Raw genomic sequence first — 20,883 nt, 5'->3', positions numbered from 1 at the left:
TTATTCCTCATCCTTCCGGCGTTCACGCCATTTCTTTATCCATAAAACCAACTGATATATGCTGACTCCTACAAGATAAATGATCAAGAATGCTCCGAATGCATAGAACATAGAGCCTGTTGAACTTCCCATATGCCTTCCGCCTTTCAGTCTTTCTTCTCTGGTGCGGTTTTTCCACTACATCCGCTACACGAACCGCAGTTACCGCTGCATCCAGCGCAACCGACCGGTTTTCCTTCTTTATGGTTTTTATAACCTTTGTAAATCAGATAAATACAATATGCTGCGATCAGTGCCACTATCACAATATTTGCGATCATAACCTTCACCTTGTCTTTCTTTTACACTGGAAGCCGGACACAGGCTTCTGCATCCGGCTTCCGCCTTAAAGTTCTTATAAATCTTATGCGTTTACAGAACGTTTTGAATAAACTTTCTGATTTTTATACGGATCTGGTCTGAACAGCATGAAAAGGATTGCGATAAGGAAAAGGAATCCAACTGCTGTACCAACTCCGAATGCTCCGCCTGTTACGAATGAACCGATCTGATATACACAGAGGCATACGATGTAAGCGAAGATGTTCTGGAAGAGAATTGCGAACCAGAACCATTTTCTTGACTGCATCTGCTGTGCCATTGTAGCAATTGCTGCAAGGCAAGGAGAATCAAGAAGGTTGAACATCAGGAATGTAAATGCTGCAATTGAGCTTGGGAACCAAGATGCAACACCAGCTGCTACGTTGACTGCATCTTCTGTATCACCAGATACATTTGCAAGTACACCCATTGTTGAAACAATTGCTTCTTTTGCTGTAAATCCAGAGATAGAAGCTGCTACCGGCTGCCACTCGCCAAATCCAAGTGGTGCAAAGAGCGGTGCGATCACGCCACCAATCATTGCCATAAGACTGTCTGCGCTGTCTTCTACCATGCCAAAGCTTCCGTCTACAAATCCGAATCCGCCAAGGAACCACATTACGACGCAGGCAAGGAACAGGATTGTTCCGGCTTTGATGATGAAGCCTTTCAGTCTTTCCCATACATGAAGGAGAACTGTCTTAGCCTGTGGAATATGGTACTGTGGAAGTTCCATTACGAACGGTGCCGGTTTTCCTGAGAACGGTTTGGTCTTCTTCAGGATGATCGCAGCCACAAGTACTGCAACAATTCCAATGAAATACATAAGCGGTGCGATAAATGAACTTTCCTGATATCCTGCTACTTCACCGGAAATAACACCACCCATCAGAGCGATAACCGGAAGCTTAGCTCCACACGGGATAAAAGTTGCTGTCATAATTGTAAGACGTCTGTCATTGTCCTGTTCAATAGTCTTAGAAGCCATGATTCCAGGAATACCGCAGCCTGATGAAATCAGAAGCGGGATAAAGCTCTTTCCCGAAAGTCCGAAATGTCTGAACACACGGTCCATGACAAATGCGATACGAACCATGTATCCACAGTCTTCAAGGATAGACAAGAAAAGGAACAGAATCGCCATCTGTGGAACGAAACCAAGAACGGCTCCAAGACCACCGATGATACCATCAACAACAAGTCCCATAACCATGTCACCGGCACCGATCGCTGAAAGTGCGCTTGTTGCTGCATCCTGAATTGCTACTACAAATACATCATTTGTCCAGTCTGTTACAAAGGTACCGACTGTCGTTACAGAAACATAATATACGATCCACATTACCAGCATAAAGATCGGGATTCCGAGGAACCGGTTGGTAACGATACGGTCGATCTTGTCAGAAGTTGTAAGCTTTTCTTTTCCCTTCTGAACAGTTGTTGAAACAATCTTCTGGATGAATTTGTAACGTTCGTCTGTTACAATACTTTCCATATCATCGTCATGTTTCTTTTCAAGAGCTTTTCTCTGTGCTTCCACCGTCTGGGCTGCCGCACCGGAAAGTTTCATGCTCTCTACTACCTTGCTGTCGTTCTCAAGGAATTTTACAGCGTACCATCTCTTCTTCTCTTCTGAAACAGAACTCGGAAGAACGCTCTTAACTTCTGCCACAGCACCTTCCAGCTCTGCTGAGAAGATATCTTTCGGAAGATCGATTTCTGACTTCTTAGCAACTTTTACTGCTTCATCGATCAGTTTGTCAAGTCCTTCACCTTTCAGCGCAGATGTCTCGATAATCGGACAGTCAAGTAGCATTGAAAGTCTCTTCACATCAATCTTGATTCCTCTCTTCGCAAGAAGATCTGCCATGTTCAGTGCAATAACAACCGGAACGCCTGTCTCGATCAGCTGAGTTGTCAGATACAGGTTACGTTCAATATTGGTTGCATCCACCAGATCAATGATCACATCCGGATTTTCTTTCAGCACATAGTCACGGCTGACGACCTCTTCCAGTGTATATGGAGACATTGAATAGATACCCGGAAGGTCAGTTACGATAACTTCTTCCTTTGTCTTCTTACTTTTTAATTTACCCTCTTTTTTCTCTACAGTAACCCCTGGCCAGTTACCAACATACTGGTTGGCTCCTGTGAGCGCGTTAAACATGGTAGTTTTACCGCAGTTCGGGTTTCCGGCAAGTGCAATTTTAATTGCCATTCCTTTTTACCTCCTTGTTGTACTACTCTCATGCATAATTATGTATATGCTATTTTACCTGCACACACTGTGCATCATCTTTTCTTACTGTAAGTTCATATCCTCTTACAGTAATCTCAACAGGATCACCGAGAGGCGCAACTTTTCTGATGTACAGCTCGCTTCCTTTTGTTATGCCCATGTCCATAATACGGCGTTTGTAAGCTCCGTCTCCTTCAATCTTGGTCACAACAACAGTGCTTCCAACCTTTGCATCACCTAAAGTCATTGTCGTATCTCCTTTCCTTTAAGCTTCGTAATACAGAATATATATGCAGCGGACCCATCGACCAGCCAGAGGCTAGATCATGATATGCCGCGCCATATCAGAATTAACCGCAACACGTGAATCCTTGATGTTCACGATCACATTACCACCGATTGCAGAAACAACTGTAATTTCTGCACCTGCTACAAATCCGAGATTCGCAAGGAATCGCCTTGTTTCTTCATTTCCACCAATTCTCTTGATCTCATTTACTTCACCAATATTCGCCATCGTTAAAGGCATAATCCCTACCTCCTGTTCTTTTGCGTATTTGGAATTTTGAATGATAATTTTTTTCATTACCAACTTTTGTTCATTAGTTAGTATATGCTAACATTTGTGTGTTGTCAAGTATTTTTTTAAGTTTTATTAAACCATTGTTTTCTGTTACTCATTTTTGCCCTTTACAACTTACTTCTAATAGTTATAGCTTCTACTTTTTGCACAAAAAGAGCATTTACAGAACAATATTATTTGAAAAAAAATATAATCCATGGTATCCTATTAGATATAAGAATAAATAGTGAGGTGACCGGAATAAATGGCTAAAAATGAATCTTCCGAAAATTATCTTGAAGCAATATTGATGTTAAGTAAAAAATTACCTGTCGTACGTTCCGTAGATATTGCCAACGAACTTGGTTTCAAAAAATCAAGCGTCAGCATCGCCATGAAGAAACTTCGTCAGGAGAATCATATTACCGTAACAGATGCAGGTTTTATCTATCTTACCGATTCAGGAAAAGAGATCGCGAACATGATCTATGAACGGCATGAATTTATTTCAAAATGGCTGATCGAACTCGGTGTCCCAGAAGAAATCGCTACAGATGATGCCTGCCAGATGGAGCACGTGATCAGCAGAGAAAGCTTTAACGCAATCAAAGAATATGTACGAACACATTAGTAAATGCGTCAGAAAAGGCCGAAAAGTTTATAACTTTTCAGCCTTTTTCTTTGCCCTTTTGCAGACTCTACAGATTTACCGCAACATATTTCATATGCTGTTTTCCGTAATGAAATTACTTTACTGATATTATTCATCAAGGATCTGTCCGTCAAGCGATAAGGTCACGACCTGCCACGGAATAAATTTACCGCTTTCCTGAAGCGCTTTCTTAGCCGCCAGCTCAAGTCCGCCACAACAAGGTACTTCCATCCGCACAATCGTCACACTCTTAATATTATTGTTCTTAATAATCTCCGTCAGCTTCTCCGAATAATCCACATTATCCAGTTTTGGACATCCAATCAAAGTCACATGCCCTTTGATAAAACGATTGTGAAAATCTCCATAAGCATAGGCACTGCAATCTGCAGCGACCAGAAGCTTCGCCCCGTCAAAATATGGTGCATTCACCGGTGCAAGCTTAATCTGTACCGGCCACTGGGAAAGCATACTCTTATTCACGCTTTTCGCCGTCTCCCTTCCTTCCTCTTCGCTCTCTGCATTCTGCATACTCTCCTCTCTGTTCATCATACGCATGCGGGTTCCAGGACATCCCCCTGCAAATGGTTTTACCGGTGCTTTAGGTCCTTCTCCCGCATTCTGCTTTGTGGCCTCTTCCTGCTGCTTTTTAAGCATATTCTGCTTCACAGCCTCCGCATCATAAGCCGCCGCCTCACGCTCTACAAAATGAATGGCATCCACCGGACAATTCGGCAGACAGTCTCCCAGCCCGTCGCAATAATCATCTCTCATCAGCTTTGCTTTCCCATTTACCATAGAAATAGCCCCCTCATGGCAGGCCTTTGCACAAGCTCCACACCCATTACACTTCTCCTCATCTATCTGAATAATTCTACGAATCATATTCCTTTATATCCTCCTATTCGAAAAATTTGTATTCCTTTAACTTTACCAGCTTATTTTAGCTTACAACCGCATTCTATTCTGTTGTTATAACAACAATCCACATAAAAAAACCTTGCGGATTCTCTCCACAAGGTTTTCCCTCTTCTCTCAAACTCTATACGAAATCGTCTGATTTAATTATGCAAGTGCCTTTTTAGCAACTTCAGCTACAGCTGCGAAGCCAGCTGCATCATTAACTGCCATTTCAGCGAGCATCTTTCTGTTCATATCTACACCGGCAACTTTAAGTCCGTGCATAAGCTTGCTGTAAGAAAGACCATTCATTCTTGCAGCTGCGTTGATACGAGCGATCCAAAGCTGACGCATCTGACGTTTTTTCTGCTTTCTTCCTGCGTATGCTGATGTAAGGGCTCTCATTACAGACTGTTTTGCAATTCTGTACTGTTTAGAGCGAGCTCCTCTGTATCCTTTAGCCAGTTTTAAAGTTCTATTGTGTTTCTTCTTAGCGTTCATTCCGCCTTTAATTCTTGCCATTACTTAATCCTCCTTCTATCTTTCCTGCCAAATCTTAGAGATATGGTAAAACTTTCTTCATGTTCTTTACATTTGTAGAATCTGTGATAGTTGACTGTCTAAGATTTCTTTTTCTCTTAGTAGACTTCTTTGTTAAGATATGGCTCTTGTAAGCTTTGTTTCTTTTAAGTTTACCTGTAGCTGTTGTTTTGAAGCGCTTTGCAGCAGCTCTATTTGTTTTAATTTTTGGCATGATGTTTTCCTCCTTAATATAGATAATTTATTTTTAACGTTTTTCAGTTAAAACCATGCTCAGGCTTCTGCCTTCAAGTTTTGCCGGCTTTTCAATGACAGCAACATCTTTCATCTTCTCAGCAAAATCGTCAAGAATATGTTTACTCTGCTGCATATGAGCCATCTCTCTACCACGGAAACGAAGTGTAACCTTTACTTTATTTCCTTTTGAGATAAATTTTCTAGCATTATTCATCTTCGTGTTCAGGTCGTTGGTGTCAATATTTGGTGAAAGACGCACTTCCTTAACCTCGACAGTTCTCTGTTTTTTCTTTGCTTCTTTTTCTTTTCTTGCCTGTTCGTATCTGTACTTACCATAATCGATAATCTTACAAACCGGCGGTTTCGCTGTCGGAGCGATTTTAACCAGATCCAGTTCCGCTTCCTGTGCCAGCTTCATAGCCTCTCTTGCTGACATTATTCCTAACTGTTCCCCACTCTCGCTAACCACGCGTACCTCTCTGTCGCGGATTTGTTCGTTAATCATTAAATCGCTAATTGTTGTGCACCTCCAATAAATAAAAAATAGTGAATAGCTGCAGACTATCCACTATCTATTGCATACAATACTTATATCCGGTATTATAAATTCAATATCAAACCGTTAGTCGCCTGATTGCGCTAAGGTGAGAGTGGATACTCTTCTTTGTTGTTCGCTTTACGCAAGTTATAATTTACCACAGATTTTATATGGTGTCAACACTTTTTTTATTTTTTATGAACCATTATTTTGATTGTTTTTTTCATAATAAATCAATCAAAATAATGGTTTTCTCCATGTTTTTCTTCTTTATAGTATTGTAATTTCTAACAATCTTTATTTTTCAGACTTAAACCTACTCAATCCCTGTCACCTTGTAATCTTTGTCTTCAACAGCTTTTTTCAGTACCTCATCAGCTACTTCTGCCGCAAGTGTTACTACCGCTGTTCCATTTTCATGGCTTACTTCTGCCGCCTCTACTCCTTCGATTGCTTCCAGAGTTTTCTTTACGGTTGCCTCACAGTGTCCACACATCATACCTTCGATTTTCATTGTTTTTGTCATTGTCTTTTCCTCCTCTATTTCTTTGACTTTTGACTTTATCTTCTTATCTTTGCTGGCATCATACATTTTAAACCAGTTCAGACGAAGTGCATTGGTTACGACACAGAAGCTTGAAAGACTCATAGCTGCTGCGCCAAACATCGGATTTAATTTCCATCCGAAGATTGGATACCAGATACCTGCTGCATGCGGGATTCCGATCACATTGTAGAAAAATGCCCAGAACAGGTTCTCATGGATATTTCTTAAAGTTGCTTTACTCATACGGATGGCTGCCGGTACATCACTTAAACGGCTTTTCATCAGAACAACGTCTGCTGCATCGATCGCGATATCGGTTCCTGCACCAATCGCAATTCCCATATCGGCTCTGGTAAGTGCCGGCGCGTCATTGATTCCGTCACCAACCATGGCAACTTTTCCTTTTTTCTTTAATTTCCGGATAACGGCTTCTTTTCCGTCTGGAAGAACGTCTGCGATGACTTCATCTACACCCGCCTGACGTCCGATCGCTTTTGCGGTTCTCTCATTGTCACCGGTCAGCATTACCACATGGATTCCCATATTCTGCAGTTCTTTGACTGCCTTTGGACTGTCCTCTTTGATGACGTCTGCTACCGCAATGATTCCGATCAGCTGATCTTCTTTCGCAAAGAACAACGGCGTCTTTCCTTCTGCCGCCAGATCTTCTGCCTTTTTCAGCGTTCCTGCATCCACAGAAGTCTTTGTCTGGATAAATTTCTTATTTCCACCATAAATCGTCTTTCCTGCAAGAACTGCGGAAAGTCCGTTTCCAGGTACTGCCTGGAAGTCTTCTACTTCCTCCGCATCCAGTCTGCGCTCTTGGGCTTCCTGCAAAATTGCATGTGCCAGTGGGTGCTCGCTCTTTCTTTCCAGTGCATAAGCAAATCCCAAAAGTTCTTCCTCCGAGATACCCTCTGCCGGTATCATATCCGTTACTTTCGGTTCCCCGCTTGTGATGGTTCCGGTCTTGTCCAAAGCTACGATCTGCATTTTACCGGTCTCTTCCAGAGATACCGCCGTCTTGAACATGATTCCGTTCTTTGCGCCCATTCCGTTACCAACCATAATGGCAACCGGTGTGGCAAGTCCCAGTGCACAAGGGCAACTGATAACGAGTACGGAAATACCTCTTGCCAGTGCGAATCCAACACTCTGACCTGCGATCAACCATACGATAATTGTAATCACTGCAATCGTAATAACCGCCGGCACAAATATTCCGGATACACGGTCTGCAATCTTTGCGATCGGTGCTTTGGTTGCCGCCGCATCACTGACCATCTGAATGATCTGTGAAAGTGTGGTATCTTCCCCAACTCTGGTTGCCTCGCATTTGAGGAAACCGGACTGGTTCATGGTTGCAGCAGATACCTTGTCACCTTCTGCTTTATCAACCGGAATACTCTCTCCGGTAAGTGCTGCTTCATTGACTGCACTGGTTCCTTCCAGCACGATACCGTCTACCGGTATATTTTCACCCGGTCTTACTACAAAGATATCGCCTTTTTTCACCTGATCGATGGAAACCTCTGTCTCCACACCATTTTTCAGGACAACAGCTGTCTTCGGAGCCAGCTTCATCAGACTCTTTAATGCATCTGTTGTCTTTCCTTTGGAATGCGCTTCCAGCATCTTTCCGACTGTGATAAGCGTCAAGATCATGGCTGCTGATTCAAAATAGAACTCATGCATATAAGACATGACGCCTTCCATATCCATCTTCATCTGTGCATCGGTCATTGCAAACAATGCATAGGTGCTGTATACAAAGGATGCCCCTGATCCCAGTGCAACCAGAGTATCCATGTTCGGTGCACCATGAAGGAGTCCCTTAAATCCATTGATGAAGAACTTCTGGTTGATCACCATGATAATTCCGGTAAATAACAGCTGGATCAGTCCCATTGCTACATGATTGCCAGCCAGAAATCCCGGCAGTGGCCAGTTCCACATCATATGACCCATGGAAATGTACATCAGTGGGATCAGGAAACAAAGAGATGCGATCAGACGGCGCTTCATAATCGGTGTCTCCCTGTCTTTCAGGGCATCCTCGTCCATTGCTGTGCCCTTTTTGGCTCCTGCATCTGCTCCTTTTACCGAAGCACCGTATCCTGCTGCCTCAACAGCCGCAATGATCTCCGACTGGGATGCGGTCCCTTCTACTCCCATGGAATTCGTCAGAAGACTGACCGAACAGCTGGTAACTCCCGATACCTTCGATACTGCCTTTTCCACTCTGCTGCTGCATGCCGCACAGCTCATTCCTGTTACTGTATATTGTTCCACAAAAATCCACCTCACTTTTTGGCTTTATCTGCCATTTTTATATTGTAAAAATTTTCCTGCGCTTTTCATCTGAAAATCTATAACAATCCTGTTATTTCATCAGTTTCTGAAGCGTTACAACCAGCTCATCGATCGTCTCATCTTTTCCCTCGCGGATATCCTCTGCCACACAGGTACGGATATGATTCGCCAGAAGGACTTTATTAAAACTGTTGAGTGCCGCATTGATCGCCGATACCTGAATCAGAATATCCGGACAGTACGCATCTTCTTCTACCATGCGCTTCACACCTCTGACCTGCCCTTCAATCCGGTTCAGGCGGTTGATCATGTCCTTGTATTCCTTTTCAGAACGCTCTTTCGTCTTATGACAGTGACAACATTCTTTCTTTTCTTCCATGCGTCTCACCTCTTATCTTTCCTCTTTACGAGGGTCATTATATACCCCATCAGGGTATATTGCAAGAAGAATTTTCTCGATTTAAAATTTTTATATACAGCACTGAATGATGACTGCACAATGACACATTCTTGTACCGGGCACGTGTCTTTGGCACATCGTATCTTTTATTTAGCAAAAACTTTTTTACACACAAAAAGAACCTGCAAGTTTTTCAACCCACAGATTCTCTCGTATTGTTTCTATTTTAATATTTTTGAAGTGTATAATAGGTGCTTCTCGCTTTTCCATTCCGTTTCAGGAAATTCTTTTCCACAAGTCCTCTTATCACTCTTGCTGCAGTTGATGCACTTACTTTAAGCAGACTCACAACATCATTCTTTGTAAAATCCTCACAATTTTCGGCATACTCCAGAACTTTTTCTTCCTCATCGCTTAATTTCTGTGTATCCTCCTCATCCGTTTCTGGATTCTTTTCATCCTTCACTTCCGACTCCGGCGTATCTGTTTTTTCACATAGCACATTGATATTCGGTAATACAATTTTAAAAGTATTTCTCGTCGTCTCAATAACAGGTTTTTCTGCCATATCAGCGTAAGCCCCTATAATCTTACTGATTCCAGTACCATATGCTTCGATTAAATGCAACCGGTAAAAGACATTTGCAAGATCCGGATTTCTGCATATAGAAATACCTGCCATCACATCCTCCAGCTCAATTCCAGGCATCAATCCTCCGATTGATATAAATTCCATCCGGTCTTCATAAATACTGATCAATGCACTTGCACTAAACGCATAATCCCTGTGAACCAGCAAATTTAACAATGCTTCTCTGACAGCGATTTCAGGATAATCCCTGACATCTATCCGCAGCAACTTTTCAATTGTTGCATGTGTCTGATTATGAAAATCAATATAATCGTAGACATCATTCATCTGTTTCATCAATGCCCCTGAAAATTCTCTACGGTCTTTAAATACCGTCTGATCCTTTCCCTGAAAAACAGCTACTTTAATCGTGTGTACACACTGATCCGATAAAAGCATTGCAAGATTACTGTAAAGTCCATCCTTATCAATCAGTTTCAATGTCCGCATCTGCTGTATCCCAAACTCAACCTTACGAAGCTGAAATTCTTTCTCTGCCACTTCAAAAGTCAGTTCCTGATTCAGACTACGCATAGATTCAAAACGATCTCCATCTGTCTCTTTAATCATCTGGCGGATTGCCGCATCTGTAGCAGGAACAGTTGAATATCCCTGTCTGACATAGACTCCTTCTGGTCGCATTCCTTTTTTTGCAATATAATAAGGGCGATCCGTTCCACGTTGAATATCTACAACAACAATCTTTTTTCCATCTTCTTCTAATGTCTCATAATGTAAAAACATTGTGATATCCGGTTTGATCGCATCTCTGACCATATTACTGATCTGCAATGCAGTGCCATCTGGATTATCAAGACCAACTACCGTACCATCATCCTGTACACCAATATATAACTTGCCACCATTACAATTTGCAAAGGCAATAATTTCTTTTTTTATGTCATCAACTACTACTTCTTTAAGCTCTACTGTTTCACTTTCCCGAAAAATCATTTTATGCCCTCCTCAAATCATATAATATATTTATATTATATACAATCGTGTCAATTGTGTCAATCGTGTCATTTTTTAATGCAAGCAATCATATTTTGACACGATTCCGCCACATTATACATAAAACTCTTTTCTCCTAAGCCGAGTATAAGGTCTTTTCTCCCGCACTTTCCCGGATTTCTCCAAGTTAATATCCACATACACAATCTGCTCTGTGTCATCTGCCCGGGCAAGAATCTCTCCATTTGCATCGACAGCCATAGACTCCCCAGCAAAATCCATCTCCTCTTCCACCCCAACACGGTTACACATTGCGATCGCCACACTGTTCTGAAATGCCTGTACACGTACCTCCCATTCAAACATTTCCGAAGGCTCTGCTTTGGTATTCACCGTCGGGATCAAGATCAAATCTGCCTCCTGCAGGCTTTCCGTCCGGATGCTTTCCGGGTAATGTCTGTCAAAACATACCACAATCCCGATCTTTCCGAATTCCGTGTTAAAGACATGAAATCCATCATCTGACGGGGTATAATAATCCTGCTCATAAAACTGCTCTACCTGCGCAACATGCACCATTTTCTGTATTCCTATGACTTCTCCACTGCGGTCGATCAGAATACTCGCATCGTATGTACCATTTGCTTCCCGCAGATATAAGTTTGGCACTGCCATAATCTGATGCTTTTTGCAGGCATCACAGAATTTTTTTACAATCTCATCTTCTATAGATACGGAATAACTGCTTACATCCCTTCCCAGATATTGCGGAAAAAATTCCGTAAGCTGCACTTCCGGGAACAGCACAAGCTCTGCTCCCTTTTCTGCTGCTTCTGCAATCGCATGCAGACTTTTTTCCATATTCTTTTCTACACTTCCCGAATTTGACATTTGTATCATCGCAAGCCTCATGTTAAATATCCTCCTTACCTCCTTTTACTCCAAAATCAGATATTTCTTCTTATCTGCTGAAGTAAGATTTTTCCCGTTAAGCAAAAAACGAACAGCGAGTTACCTCTTCACGATTTTTGTCGTTACAAGCGGCAACTCCCTGTCTTTTATCTTCTTACTGTTTATTTAAAAGAAACATTCTCAATAATCACCTGATCAAACATCCTATGAAGTACTCTGCCCTGTTCATCTTCTCCGTTTCCATTCTGATAAACATTTGCTGCATAAACATCATACAAAACTTCTGCTCGCTCCGCATCATCCAGTCCATTCAAGAATTCTGCGATTCCTTCATAAATGGCTCCTGCCAGATCTCCTTCCTGCGGATTATTTTCAACATACCACTCATAGTTTGTCTCGTTTTGTTCCTTCGCACTTTCTTTCTCTTCATCTCTTTTTCTCCCTGTTCATTACACTTCACCTTTAAATAAAAGCGTAAGCTTATTATACCCCCGGTAATTTTCGTCAATTTCTTATTATTTACAAGGCAAAAAGATTTACCACGGAATATTCTTCCATTGTAAAGGAATCCCGATTTCCTATATCGTAAGACGGGATCGCACATCTGCATGCAGCTACATTATCAAACGTGCCCTCTTCTTGCCGCTTCTTCAATCAGCTTCGGCTGAATTAAAGGATATGTCCAGTCTTTTATCAGTTCATCGCATATGACAATTTTCTCAATTTCACTATGTATCTCTTCAAATGAAAAAATATCTGCCACATAAAGCATTCCAAAGGTCTCTTTTTCTTCATCTTTGTTGACTCTCGTTTTCCCTTTTACGGAATATACGCAAATTGGCTCGATCTTAAAGTCCACCGCTCCTGTTTCTTCTTTTAATTCTCGTTTTGCCGCTTCTTCAATAGTCTCTCCTGCTTCTCTGTGTCCTCCAGGCACTTCGTAGGTATCCCTTTCTTTGTGTTTGCAAAATACCCATTTTTCGCCAGTTCTGGCAATGATTACAGCAAAATCTAATTGCGAATCTTCTATTTTGTCATAAAATCTGACCTCTAGCATATTTCTTCCTCACAATTCCATTCAAGCATAAATTCTTCTATGTATGTCGTCATGAATTTTTCTCTTCTTTCTGCAATTTTTCTGGCACTATCCGTATTCATTAAATCTTTCAGTAAAAATAATTTTTCATAAAAATGATTGATCGAAGTCGTAGTTCCATTTTGATATTGTACTTTATTCATCCCAATCCTTGGAAGAATATCAGGATTATACATTTCCCGGTTATGATTTCCTCCATACGCAAATGCTCTCGCAATACCGATTGCTCCAAGCGCATCAAGTCGATCTGCATCCTGAACTCATTTCCATGCATCTATCTCTTCCCGCGATTTGAATATAATAATATTTTTATTCTTATATTTTCTTAACATCTCATTGATTTCCGGTATTTCATCCCTTGAAAAATTGATAATAAAATCTCTGAATTCTGCTGACAGTTCTTCTTCCTGCCATGGCATATCTTCTCTTTCACTTCCAATACGCCCTTCCGCGCCCGCAAGACACACATTTGTTGGCAGATCTAAAAAGAATACCGTATCACATTCTTCAAAACGCATTTCAAGTGTTCTTCCATAATTACCATCGATAATCCATTCTTCCTGCTTTATAATCTCAGATAATTTTGCATCGAATTCCTGCTTTGTTATCGTTGTCCTGTCCGGCTTATGCCAGATCATATCAAGATAATACAATGGAAGTCCTGTTTTGTCTCTGAGTTTTCTTGCAAATGTACTTTTCCCCGCACCGGGACACCCAAGTATCAGAACTTTTTTCATATTTATCTCCTAATCCTTTTCCTAATTAAATGTTAGACTCGTTGATTCATTTTTTATTTTTGAAGTTTATAGTCATCATACACCGTTAAAGAAGCCAACCTCAGTATATCACACCCCCCAGCGGCATTCCTCCACATATCTACTCTGGACATATGAACCATTTCCTTCATTCCGTACATATATCCGCCACTATACCATAAAATAAGCGAGCAAAACGAAATATTATAGCAATCTGATGCATGAATAATTTTAGAATCCTGTAATAAAACTGCACTTTTTTTAGAGTTGTTCAATCTTACATTCATGTTCCTTTGTCTTGCTGTTATAACTGATTCCAACAGCAAGAATGTGTCCTGTATATTCCTTTCTTTCTGCTGTTTTTCCCTGAAACCGCAAAGCGTACTCTTTTTCTTTTATCTGCGCAATTACCTCTTCCGGCTTATGATCTACTTTCAGTTCCAGTATCATACAATCCTGATCATATCTGATTGGATAAAAAATATTTTGAATCTGATCCACATTATATCGGATATAAGTAAACACCGTCTTTCTTTTTTCTAACATTACGCCGTCTTTTAATTAGTCTTAACTAATTTCATTATATATAACCTCTTTATCCTGGCTTTTCAGCTCAATTCTTCGACATAAAATGTCACCCTCGCCTGGGGACCATTTGCGGAAGGACGCAACGATATATTCACCAATCCGGTTCTGACAAAGATCGATGAAAAATACGGAAAAACTGCTGCACAGACAGCCCTTCATTTCCTCCTTCAAAATGATGTGGTTATCATTCCGAAATCTGTTCACAAAGATCGTATGCAGCAGAACTTTGACCTCTTCGATTTCACACTGACCGCAGAAGAAATGGTAGAAATTGAAGCTCTGGATGGTGGCGAAAACTTCCATTAGTAATTACAGTTTTCATATATCCTCCAACCATCGAATTATATACTCTTTTTATTTCACCAAATCTTTCCGATTTAATTAAAAATTTATAACACCATTATCAATGTACCTGCTCCTATCAAAACACAGCCAATGAGTGATTTTGCAGTAAACTGTTCATGTAAAAACACAAATGCCAATATAAGTGTGATTACCACACTCAGTTTATCTATTGGTACAACCTTTGATGCATCCCCCATTTGTAAAGCTTTATAATAGCACAGCCACGAAGCTCCTGTTGCTAATCCAGATAAGATTAAAAAAATCCAGCTTTTCTTACTGATTTCTGCCAGTCCATTCTGCGCATGAGTAAGAAAAACCATGCCCCATGCCATGATTACTACAACAATGGTTCGGATTGCAGTTGCCAGGTTGGAATTCACTCCTTCTATACCTATCTTGGCAAGAATTGAGGTTAACGCAGCAAATACCGCTGATAAAACAGCAAATATCATCCACATAATAACACCTTCTTTTCACATAAAAAAATAAGAACTGATCATTTCACCAATCTGTTCTCTTCTCCCCAAATGCAAAGTTGATCCAGTACAGTCATCAATGACTTCCCTCTTTCTGAAAGGCTGTACTCCACCTTCGGCGGGATCTGCGGATATTCCGTCCTGATAATCAGGCGGTCTTTCTCCAGCTCTTTGAGATTGGTACTGAGCGTTTTGTCGGAAATAGTTTTCAGATACCGTTTTAATTCATTGAACCGTACCGTTTCAAACTCCATCAGACAGTATAGAATAACCATCTTATGTTTGCCGGAAATCAGGGACAATGTATAGGCAAAGCCTGTATCTTCAAAATTTGCATTTTCGATATAGTTCTTTATCATAACACTTTCTCCTTAGAAGGGGGTTTTTGCATAAGCAAAGGCTCCTTTTTCAACTATATAAATTGATAGTAACGCTCAATTCACCTTCCTATAATCAGCATGAGTCAAACAATCGTCCAGTTCAAATTTGAACCCTTTAAATTAATATTGCTTTCATTCGCGTTGCCGTATATAATATTTATTATATGATACCAGGGTCAAAAGGTCAGAAAGCCAATACAAGCTTGCTTGCAAGAGGATTTTTGACCTTTTGACACTCACATCATTATTATACGAAAAAAGGAGTCTGCACGACTATGGATTATATTTCTGTAAAAGAAACTTCGAAGAAATTCCATTTATCTGAACGCCGCATACAAAAACTCTGCGAAACCAACCGGATTAAGGGTTGCAAAATGGTCAGCGGCATCTGGTTGATCCCTGCCTCGGCCACCAAACCTTCCGATGAGCGAATGACGAATTCCCCGAAAGATTCCGATTCTCTCTCTTTAAAAGAATTATGTGATATACTTTCCATTTCGACCGCAACCGGGCGCAACTGGATCAAGCTTGGCAAACTTATTCCTGAATATACGGATAAAAGAAAGCCTTATTTTACAAAACAATATACCGAAAAGTTGAAAGCCGAACTGCAATCAGGCAAAAATCAATCACTGAAAAGCAGACGTAACAAGAAATTTGTCTGTGGAAATTCTCTTTACAGCGCCTATGTTTCTGAAAATTGTCAGAATATTGAACCACTGCAGCAGATTCTCCGAATTGTAACCGATGAATCCATTGCTCTTTCATCGGATGTGATTCAATATTTCATTGCTGACTGTGCCCTGCATTTGCTCGCCCAAAAATATGATCTTTCTTTCAAGCATGAAAAAGCGTTGCTGAGCAGATTTTTAAGAAAAGAAATCACCCTGTCTCTATACGACGAACTGATCTATGCTTTGATTGCAGATTCCAAGCAGGCTCTGCTTTTCTGTGAAAAATATTCTCCGCTTTTTGATTTTGATTATGTATACGAACCTGCTGAAGATATTCTTGGTCTCATTTACATTTCCTGTAAAAATATCGGCAGCCGCAAGGCAACCGGCTCCTACTATACGCCTACCAAAATCGTCAAAAAGCTGATTGAGAAGCTGGATATTGCATCAGATGCCAGAATTCTGGATCCCTGCTGTGGAACTGGAAATTTTTTATTGCAGCTTCCAGCACATGTTCGTTTTGACCAGATTTATGGCAATGACACCGATACAATCAGTGTAAAAATCACCCGGTTGAACATGGTTTTGAAATATGACATTCTTTCTGTCAAAACTCTGTACGAGCATATAACCGAAGCCGATTATCTTGCATCTGATTTAAAAGCTTCTTACCAGTATATCATCGGCAATCCGCCATGGGGATATGAATTTTCCGAGTCGGAAAAGGAAAAGCTTCGCAAAAACTATCGGACTGCTTCCGGGAAAAATATAGAGTCTTATGATTTGTTTATTGAAAAAGCACTACGTAATTTGTCCATAAACGGACAACTCTCTTTTATTCTTCCAGAGGCAATACTTAATGTAAAGGCACATACACCAGTCCGTACTGCCATTATGGAAAGTAATTCCATCCGATATCTTAATTTTTTGGGAAATGCCTTTGATAAGGTTCAGTGTCCCTGCATTATATTGCAGCTCATTCACACCGGAAAGCCACTTTCGACAGTCGGAATGGAAGTATCCGACTATAGTCACTGTACAACCATTCTGACAAACCGTAAAATTTCAGCCGAATATTTCAGCTTTCATACAACGGATGCTGAATATCAGCTGCTTGAAAAAATTCGGCATATTCCTAAAACAAAATTCCTTGCCGGAAACGCCGATTTTGCTTTAGGAATCGTAACCGGAAATAATAAAAAATATATTTCTTCCGTGAAAAACAAAGATAACGAAATTATTTTAAAAGGCTCCGATATCTTTAAGTACCATACTAATCCGAACTCAAACTATATCGTGTTTAACCCACAGAATTTTCAGCAGGTAGCACCTATAGAAATGTACCGTGCGCCAGAAAAGCTTTTGTATCGTTTTATCAGCAGCCAGCTTGTCTTTGCTTATGATGATAAACAAACACTTTCTTTGAATAGCTGCAACGTGGTCATCCCCAAGCTTGAAGGACTGCATATAAAATATATTCTTGCCATCCTTAATTCCAGAATTGCACAGTTTATTTACAAAATGGAGTTTCACTCCGTGAAGGTATTGCGTTCTCATATTGAAAATATTCCGATTCCGGATGTTAATGCCGGCATGCAAAACAGTATCATCCAAGCTGTCGAACCACTAATTAACAGACTGCCTCCTGAGGAAGCACAAATTGCCTACGAGCAACTTGACCAATTGATTTTTAAATTATTTAATCTTACCTCTAAAGAGCAGGATATCATTAAGCATGCAGTAGATGGAGAAAACAAATTTCTGTTCTGACAAACATAAAACCAAAGATATTCCTGGCTTCCCCTATTCAACAATAGGATTGCCAGGTCTGCTCTGGTTTTTTCTTATCTTCCTTTCTTCTTAACGACATTAAGGACATCTTTTTCAGCAACCCAAAATGGTCTTAGCTCCTCTTCTGTCATAAAAACCTGGCCTTCAAATACAGCTGCTCCCGCCTGTTGCAGTAGCTCTTTCAATTGTCTCCGTAATTCTTTCATTTGTATGCCTCGTCTTCACAAAGTCTTATCTCTTATTCCCCATACAGAACACAGCCACAACCCCCGGACCTGTATGTGACCCAATCACCGTTCCAATGCAGTTAATCAGAATATTGTGGACTCCCATCTTCTTCTCCACCTGTCTTGCCACAAATTCCGCATCTTCTTTGCAGTCACCGTGTGTGATCATCACAATATCATTATCCCAACCTTCGGACTGCTTCACTGCCATATCCACGATGTGTGTCAATGCTTTCTTTCTGCCACGTTCTTTTCCAATAACCTTCAGTTCGCCATGATCGTCCATGTGGATGATCGGCTTGATCTGGATCATCGTTCCAACAATTGCAGAAGCCTTTGATACTCTTCCGCCTCTATGTAAATGGAATAAATCATCAATCGTAACGTTATGCATGATATGAAGCTTGTTCTCCTCCACCCAGGCAGCCACTTCTTCCAGACTCTTTCCTGCACGCTTCATCTGAACAGCTTTGTACACAAGAAGCCCCTCTCCCATGCAGGCGCAGAGTGAATCAATCACAATCAATTTCCGCTCCGGATACTCTTCCTGCAGCTCTTCTGCTGCCATCCGCACACTGTTGTACGTTCCGCTAAGTCCGGATGAAAAGGCAATATATAAAATATCTTTTCCTTCCTTCAGATATGGCTCCAATGCCTCTCTTGCCTGCTCCGGATTGATCTGAGAAGTTGTCGGCATCGACCCTGCCCTGACTTTTGCAAAAAATTCTTCCCCGGTAAGTCCAATCATATCCTCATAAGACTGTCCATCGATCAGATAAGTAAGAGGAATATATGGAACCTCAAGCTCCTCGGTCAGGTATTCCTTCGGTAAATCCACTGTGCTGTCTGTCATGATCATATATTCACTCATAAGTGTGTCCTCCTTCATCCCTTTAGGGATTTATATATTACTTATAATTATGTACAGTATACCCTCTTTTCCGCAAGATAGCAAAATCTTTTTCCCATGCTAAAAAAATCTTAAGTTTCTTAATAACTTTTGTCATAATCCGGTATATTTTCCTTTTTTTGTGAAATGCTAAATCTATGCAGAATCCAGGCAGTAAAATATTTCCGGGATTCCAGATTTTCTTAACTTTAAATTATCTCTGAATGGAGGATTCAATATGGAAAAACATACTGTCAGTGCTTCCCTCACCGACAATACAAAATATATGAACCGGGCTCTTCCCGTAAAAAAAAGCTTTGATATTATCGAACGAACTCTGATCATCGGCGGACAAAATAGTGCCTTTTATTTTATTGATGGTTTCACCAAAGATGAAATCATACTGAAACTTATGGACTCCTTCCTCAATATTTCTGCCGATGATATGCCAGAGGATGCAACTTCCTTTTCTACAAGCTGCATCCCCTATGTAGAAGTTGATATTCTCGGTGACTTTGACAGCATTTTCAAAAATCTTCTGTCCGGTGTCACCTGTCTTTTTATTGACGGCTATGAAGCCGCTATTGCCATCGACTGCCGTACTTACCCGTCCCGCAGCATCGAGGAACCCGATAAAGACAAATCCCTGCGCGGTTCCCGTGATGGCTTTGTGGAAACAATCGTATTCAATACTGCCTTGATGCGCCGCCGGATCCGCGATCCGCATCTGATCATGGAAATGTATGAAGCCGGCACTTCCACACGCACCGACGTAGCTCTCTGCTATATGTCCGACCGTGTAGACCGCGAACTTCTGACCACGATCCAGAACAAACTGGAAGAAAGCAAATCCCAGGATCTGAAAATGAGCCAGCAATCTCTTGCGGAAGCTCTCTTTCAGCGCAAATGGTACAATCCATTTCCAAAATATAAATTTACCGAACGTCCAGACACAGCCTGCGCCTGCCTGATGGAAGGAAAAGTGATCATCCTTACTGATACCTCCCCATCTGCACTGATCCTGCCAACCTCCATCTTTGATATGATCGAAGAGGCAAATGATTACTACTTTCCGCCAATCACCGGAATCTACCTGAAAATATCCCGTGTACTGATCACACTGCTGACTGTCTTCATGGTTCCACTCTTTCTGCTCTTTATGCAGAACCCGGCATGGATACCGGAGATCTTCCGCTTCGTTCTGATCGAAGATACGGTCAACATCCCCCTGATCTTCCAGATCCTGATCCTGGAGCTTGCCATCGACGGACTCCGCCTCGCCGCCCTCAACACTCCGAGTATGCTCAGCACCCCTCTCAGCGTCATCGCCGGTATCGTCATGGGGGAATTCTCCGTCGAATCCGGCTGGTTCAACAGCGAGATCATGCTCTACATGGCATTCGTCTCCATCGCCAACTACACCCAGCCAAACTTTGAACTAGGCTACGCATTAAAATTCATGCGTCTCCTGCTCCTTATCCTCACCGCCATCTTCAACCTCCCAGGATTCCTCACAGGCTGCCTCATCGTCATCCTCTGCATCACCTTCAACAAAACCCTATCCGGCCGTAGTTACCTGAACGTAAAATTAAACTAATCCCCTGTAGCCTGCAACAAAATTGCAGGCTACACCTACATAACCTTCACCTTTCCACCACTACCTAAATCTCCTCAACCGGTTATCACCAGCCTTGTAAAAAACGCCTCTCTAATACAGTAAATCCGGCAACCGGGATCAAAAAAATAGTGTTCAATTCACTTATTCTGCAATGGAGATGAAACTCAAAAATTGTGGAAGCCTTTGCTGACACAATTTTCGCTCTCAGAGGTTCATCGTAATGCCCTTGCACAATGGAATTGAACACTATTTTTTT

The 20,883-nt window shown here is 41.3% G+C and carries 26 protein-coding genes; 4 read left to right on the top strand and 22 right to left on the bottom strand.

The genetic code is table 11. The features are described from left to right. From PGQ33_RS02790 to PGQ33_RS02770, 5 genes are all read right to left on the bottom strand, one after another. The gene (locus tag PGQ33_RS02790; protein WP_008374867.1) at positions 1–132 is read right to left on the bottom strand and encodes a hypothetical protein; all 132 of its coding nucleotides are present in this window, start codon (positions 130–132) and stop codon (positions 1–3) included. A 14-nt stretch (positions 133–146) separates the two neighbouring features. Beyond that, positions 147–320, bottom strand: coding sequence for a FeoB-associated Cys-rich membrane protein (locus tag PGQ33_RS02785; RefSeq protein ID WP_195250768.1), 174 nt, complete (start codon positions 318–320; stop codon positions 147–149). Positions 321–403: 83 nt separating this feature from the next. After that, positions 404–2,581, bottom strand: a complete 2,178-nt coding sequence (feoB, locus tag PGQ33_RS02780) for a ferrous iron transport protein B (RefSeq protein ID WP_055155678.1) — start codon at positions 2,579–2,581, stop codon at positions 404–406. Positions 2,582–2,630: 49 nt separating this feature from the next. Beyond that, entirely contained in the window at positions 2,631–2,849 is a 219-nt protein-coding gene (locus PGQ33_RS02775) for a FeoA family protein (protein ID WP_055260881.1), read from the bottom strand. A gap of 72 nt (positions 2,850–2,921) precedes the next feature. Beyond that, positions 2,922–3,131: a FeoA family protein gene (locus PGQ33_RS02770; RefSeq protein WP_022220531.1), complete on the bottom strand. Its 210-nt coding sequence runs from the start codon at positions 3,129–3,131 to the stop codon at positions 2,922–2,924. Between the two features lie 298 nt (positions 3,132–3,429). Between PGQ33_RS02770 and PGQ33_RS02765 the strand changes: the two genes are divergently transcribed. Then, positions 3,430–3,795, top strand: a complete 366-nt coding sequence (locus PGQ33_RS02765) for a metal-dependent transcriptional regulator (protein WP_008374860.1) — start codon at positions 3,430–3,432, stop codon at positions 3,793–3,795. A 129-nt stretch (positions 3,796–3,924) separates the two neighbouring features. Here PGQ33_RS02765 and PGQ33_RS02760 read toward each other — a convergent pair whose 3' ends face one another. From PGQ33_RS02760 to PGQ33_RS02700, 13 genes are all read right to left on the bottom strand, one after another. Beyond that, positions 3,925–4,701 (bottom strand): ATP-binding protein, encoded by a 777-nt coding sequence (locus tag PGQ33_RS02760; RefSeq protein ID WP_270205217.1) that lies wholly within the window; start codon positions 4,699–4,701, stop codon positions 3,925–3,927. Positions 4,702–4,881: 180 nt separating this feature from the next. Beyond that, the gene (gene rplT / locus PGQ33_RS02755) at positions 4,882–5,238 is read right to left on the bottom strand and encodes a 50S ribosomal protein L20 (protein WP_008374854.1); all 357 of its coding nucleotides are present in this window, start codon (positions 5,236–5,238) and stop codon (positions 4,882–4,884) included. Between the two features lie 34 nt (positions 5,239–5,272). Then, positions 5,273–5,470 (bottom strand): 50S ribosomal protein L35, encoded by a 198-nt coding sequence (rpmI, locus tag PGQ33_RS02750; protein WP_022220532.1) that lies wholly within the window; start codon positions 5,468–5,470, stop codon positions 5,273–5,275. A gap of 33 nt (positions 5,471–5,503) precedes the next feature. Then, positions 5,504–5,998, bottom strand: a complete 495-nt coding sequence (infC, locus tag PGQ33_RS02745) for a translation initiation factor IF-3 (protein WP_008374852.1) — start codon at positions 5,996–5,998, stop codon at positions 5,504–5,506. Between the two features lie 349 nt (positions 5,999–6,347). Then, a complete protein-coding gene (locus PGQ33_RS02740; RefSeq protein WP_270205216.1) occupies positions 6,348–8,870 on the bottom strand; it encodes a heavy metal translocating P-type ATPase in 2,523 nt (840 codons plus the stop codon). 91 nt (positions 8,871–8,961) lie between these two features. After that, positions 8,962–9,270, bottom strand: coding sequence for a metal-sensing transcriptional repressor (locus PGQ33_RS02735; RefSeq protein WP_117833980.1), 309 nt, complete (start codon positions 9,268–9,270; stop codon positions 8,962–8,964). 247 nt (positions 9,271–9,517) lie between these two features. Beyond that, complete coding sequence (locus tag PGQ33_RS02730) at positions 9,518–10,876, bottom strand: RNA-binding domain-containing protein (protein WP_270205215.1); 1,359 nt, start codon at positions 10,874–10,876, stop codon at positions 9,518–9,520. A gap of 114 nt (positions 10,877–10,990) precedes the next feature. Further along, positions 10,991–11,788: a carbon-nitrogen hydrolase family protein gene (locus PGQ33_RS02725; protein WP_270205214.1), complete on the bottom strand. Its 798-nt coding sequence runs from the start codon at positions 11,786–11,788 to the stop codon at positions 10,991–10,993. A gap of 161 nt (positions 11,789–11,949) precedes the next feature. Then, positions 11,950–12,102 carry a hypothetical protein gene (locus tag PGQ33_RS02720; protein ID WP_173824579.1) on the bottom strand — a complete coding sequence of 51 codons (153 nt, stop codon included), beginning with the start codon at positions 12,100–12,102 and terminating at the stop codon, positions 11,950–11,952. Between the two features lie 308 nt (positions 12,103–12,410). Continuing rightward, on the bottom strand, positions 12,411–12,845 hold the full coding sequence (locus PGQ33_RS02715) for an NUDIX hydrolase (RefSeq protein WP_270205213.1): 435 nt from the start codon (positions 12,843–12,845) through the stop codon (positions 12,411–12,413). Then, a complete protein-coding gene (locus PGQ33_RS02710; protein ID WP_147326313.1) occupies positions 12,839–13,027 on the bottom strand; it encodes a hypothetical protein in 189 nt (62 codons plus the stop codon). Before PGQ33_RS02710 ends, PGQ33_RS02715 begins: the two co-directional genes overlap by 7 nt. A gap of 117 nt (positions 13,028–13,144) precedes the next feature. Further along, the gene (locus PGQ33_RS02705; RefSeq protein WP_117823068.1) at positions 13,145–13,621 is read right to left on the bottom strand and encodes an AAA family ATPase; all 477 of its coding nucleotides are present in this window, start codon (positions 13,619–13,621) and stop codon (positions 13,145–13,147) included. A gap of 279 nt (positions 13,622–13,900) precedes the next feature. Beyond that, on the bottom strand, positions 13,901–14,185 hold the full coding sequence (locus PGQ33_RS02700; RefSeq protein WP_330663218.1) for a hypothetical protein: 285 nt from the start codon (positions 14,183–14,185) through the stop codon (positions 13,901–13,903). A 129-nt stretch (positions 14,186–14,314) separates the two neighbouring features. On the opposite strand from PGQ33_RS02700, the gene PGQ33_RS16940 reads away from it, so the two are divergent. Then, positions 14,315–14,533: an aldo/keto reductase gene (locus PGQ33_RS16940; protein ID WP_334303944.1), complete on the top strand. Its 219-nt coding sequence runs from the start codon at positions 14,315–14,317 to the stop codon at positions 14,531–14,533. An 83-nt stretch (positions 14,534–14,616) separates the two neighbouring features. Here PGQ33_RS16940 and PGQ33_RS02690 read toward each other — a convergent pair whose 3' ends face one another. Together PGQ33_RS02690 and PGQ33_RS02685 are read right to left on the bottom strand one after the other, a co-directional pair. Further along, entirely contained in the window at positions 14,617–15,030 is a 414-nt protein-coding gene (locus tag PGQ33_RS02690) for an EamA family transporter (RefSeq protein ID WP_270205212.1), read from the bottom strand. Between the two features lie 38 nt (positions 15,031–15,068). Then, positions 15,069–15,407, bottom strand: a complete 339-nt coding sequence (locus tag PGQ33_RS02685; RefSeq protein WP_008374833.1) for a winged helix-turn-helix transcriptional regulator — start codon at positions 15,405–15,407, stop codon at positions 15,069–15,071. A 296-nt stretch (positions 15,408–15,703) separates the two neighbouring features. Here PGQ33_RS02685 and PGQ33_RS02675 point away from each other — a divergent pair, with 296 nt between their 5' ends. Then, positions 15,704–17,872, top strand: coding sequence for a TaqI-like C-terminal specificity domain-containing protein (locus PGQ33_RS02675; RefSeq protein WP_330663217.1), 2,169 nt, complete (start codon positions 15,704–15,706; stop codon positions 17,870–17,872). A gap of 74 nt (positions 17,873–17,946) precedes the next feature. Here PGQ33_RS02675 and PGQ33_RS02670 read toward each other — a convergent pair whose 3' ends face one another. Beyond that, on the bottom strand, positions 17,947–18,099 hold the full coding sequence (locus PGQ33_RS02670; protein WP_243188030.1) for a hypothetical protein: 153 nt from the start codon (positions 18,097–18,099) through the stop codon (positions 17,947–17,949). A 25-nt stretch (positions 18,100–18,124) separates the two neighbouring features. Next, on the bottom strand, positions 18,125–18,991 hold the full coding sequence (locus PGQ33_RS02665; RefSeq protein ID WP_270205211.1) for a DegV family protein: 867 nt from the start codon (positions 18,989–18,991) through the stop codon (positions 18,125–18,127). A gap of 256 nt (positions 18,992–19,247) precedes the next feature. Here PGQ33_RS02665 and PGQ33_RS02660 point away from each other — a divergent pair, with 256 nt between their 5' ends. Beyond that, complete coding sequence (locus PGQ33_RS02660; RefSeq protein ID WP_117835228.1) at positions 19,248–20,606, top strand: spore germination protein; 1,359 nt, start codon at positions 19,248–19,250, stop codon at positions 20,604–20,606. Positions 20,607–20,883: the final 277 nt, after the last annotated feature.

Origin of the sequence: Coprococcus sp. AM100_B19A (genome assembly GCF_027662015.1) — a bacterium.
Taxonomy (GTDB): Bacteria; Bacillota; Clostridia; order Lachnospirales; family Lachnospiraceae; genus Allocoprococcus; species Allocoprococcus comes.
Note: the sequence above shows the minus strand (reverse complement) of the source record. Positions and strands in the feature narration are given on the sequence as shown.

Bases quoted from the DNA above. Each gene is read 5' to 3' on its own strand.
- PGQ33_RS02790 (WP_008374867.1), bottom strand. From the start codon at position 132: ATGGGAAGTTCAACAGGCTCTATGTTCTATGCATTCGGAGCATTCTTG.
- PGQ33_RS02785 (WP_195250768.1), bottom strand. From the start codon at position 320: ATGATCGCAAATATTGTGATAGTGGCACTGATCGCAGCATATTGTATT.
- feoB (WP_055155678.1), bottom strand. From the start codon at position 2,581: ATGGCAATTAAAATTGCACTTGCCGGAAACCCGAACTGCGGTAAAACT.
- PGQ33_RS02775 (WP_055260881.1), bottom strand. From the start codon at position 2,849: ATGACTTTAGGTGATGCAAAGGTTGGAAGCACTGTTGTTGTGACCAAG.
- PGQ33_RS02770 (WP_022220531.1), bottom strand. From the start codon at position 3,131: ATGCCTTTAACGATGGCGAATATTGGTGAAGTAAATGAGATCAAGAGA.
- PGQ33_RS02765 (WP_008374860.1), top strand. From the start codon at position 3,430: ATGGCTAAAAATGAATCTTCCGAAAATTATCTTGAAGCAATATTGATG.
- PGQ33_RS02760 (WP_270205217.1), bottom strand. From the start codon at position 4,701: ATGATTCGTAGAATTATTCAGATAGATGAGGAGAAGTGTAATGGGTGT.
- rplT (WP_008374854.1), bottom strand. From the start codon at position 5,238: ATGGCAAGAATTAAAGGCGGAATGAACGCTAAGAAGAAACACAATAGA.
- rpmI (WP_022220532.1), bottom strand. From the start codon at position 5,470: ATGCCAAAAATTAAAACAAATAGAGCTGCTGCAAAGCGCTTCAAAACA.
- infC (WP_008374852.1), bottom strand. From the start codon at position 5,998: ATGATTAACGAACAAATCCGCGACAGAGAGGTACGCGTGGTTAGCGAG.
- PGQ33_RS02735 (WP_117833980.1), bottom strand. From the start codon at position 9,270: ATGGAAGAAAAGAAAGAATGTTGTCACTGTCATAAGACGAAAGAGCGT.
- PGQ33_RS02730 (WP_270205215.1), bottom strand. From the start codon at position 10,876: ATGATTTTTCGGGAAAGTGAAACAGTAGAGCTTAAAGAAGTAGTAGTT.
- PGQ33_RS02725 (WP_270205214.1), bottom strand. From the start codon at position 11,788: ATGAGGCTTGCGATGATACAAATGTCAAATTCGGGAAGTGTAGAAAAG.
- PGQ33_RS02715 (WP_270205213.1), bottom strand. From the start codon at position 12,845: ATGCTAGAGGTCAGATTTTATGACAAAATAGAAGATTCGCAATTAGAT.
- PGQ33_RS02710 (WP_147326313.1), bottom strand. From the start codon at position 13,027: ATGAATAAAGTACAATATCAAAATGGAACTACGACTTCGATCAATCAT.
- PGQ33_RS02705 (WP_117823068.1), bottom strand. From the start codon at position 13,621: ATGAAAAAAGTTCTGATACTTGGGTGTCCCGGTGCGGGGAAAAGTACA.
- PGQ33_RS02700 (WP_330663218.1), bottom strand. From the start codon at position 14,185: ATGTTAGAAAAAAGAAAGACGGTGTTTACTTATATCCGATATAATGTG.
- PGQ33_RS02690 (WP_270205212.1), bottom strand. From the start codon at position 15,030: ATGTGGATGATATTTGCTGTTTTATCAGCGGTATTTGCTGCGTTAACC.
- PGQ33_RS02685 (WP_008374833.1), bottom strand. From the start codon at position 15,407: ATGATAAAGAACTATATCGAAAATGCAAATTTTGAAGATACAGGCTTT.
- PGQ33_RS02675 (WP_330663217.1), top strand. From the start codon at position 15,704: ATGGATTATATTTCTGTAAAAGAAACTTCGAAGAAATTCCATTTATCT.
- PGQ33_RS02670 (WP_243188030.1), bottom strand. From the start codon at position 18,099: ATGAAAGAATTACGGAGACAATTGAAAGAGCTACTGCAACAGGCGGGA.
- PGQ33_RS02665 (WP_270205211.1), bottom strand. From the start codon at position 18,991: ATGAGTGAATATATGATCATGACAGACAGCACAGTGGATTTACCGAAG.
- PGQ33_RS02660 (WP_117835228.1), top strand. From the start codon at position 19,248: ATGGAAAAACATACTGTCAGTGCTTCCCTCACCGACAATACAAAATAT.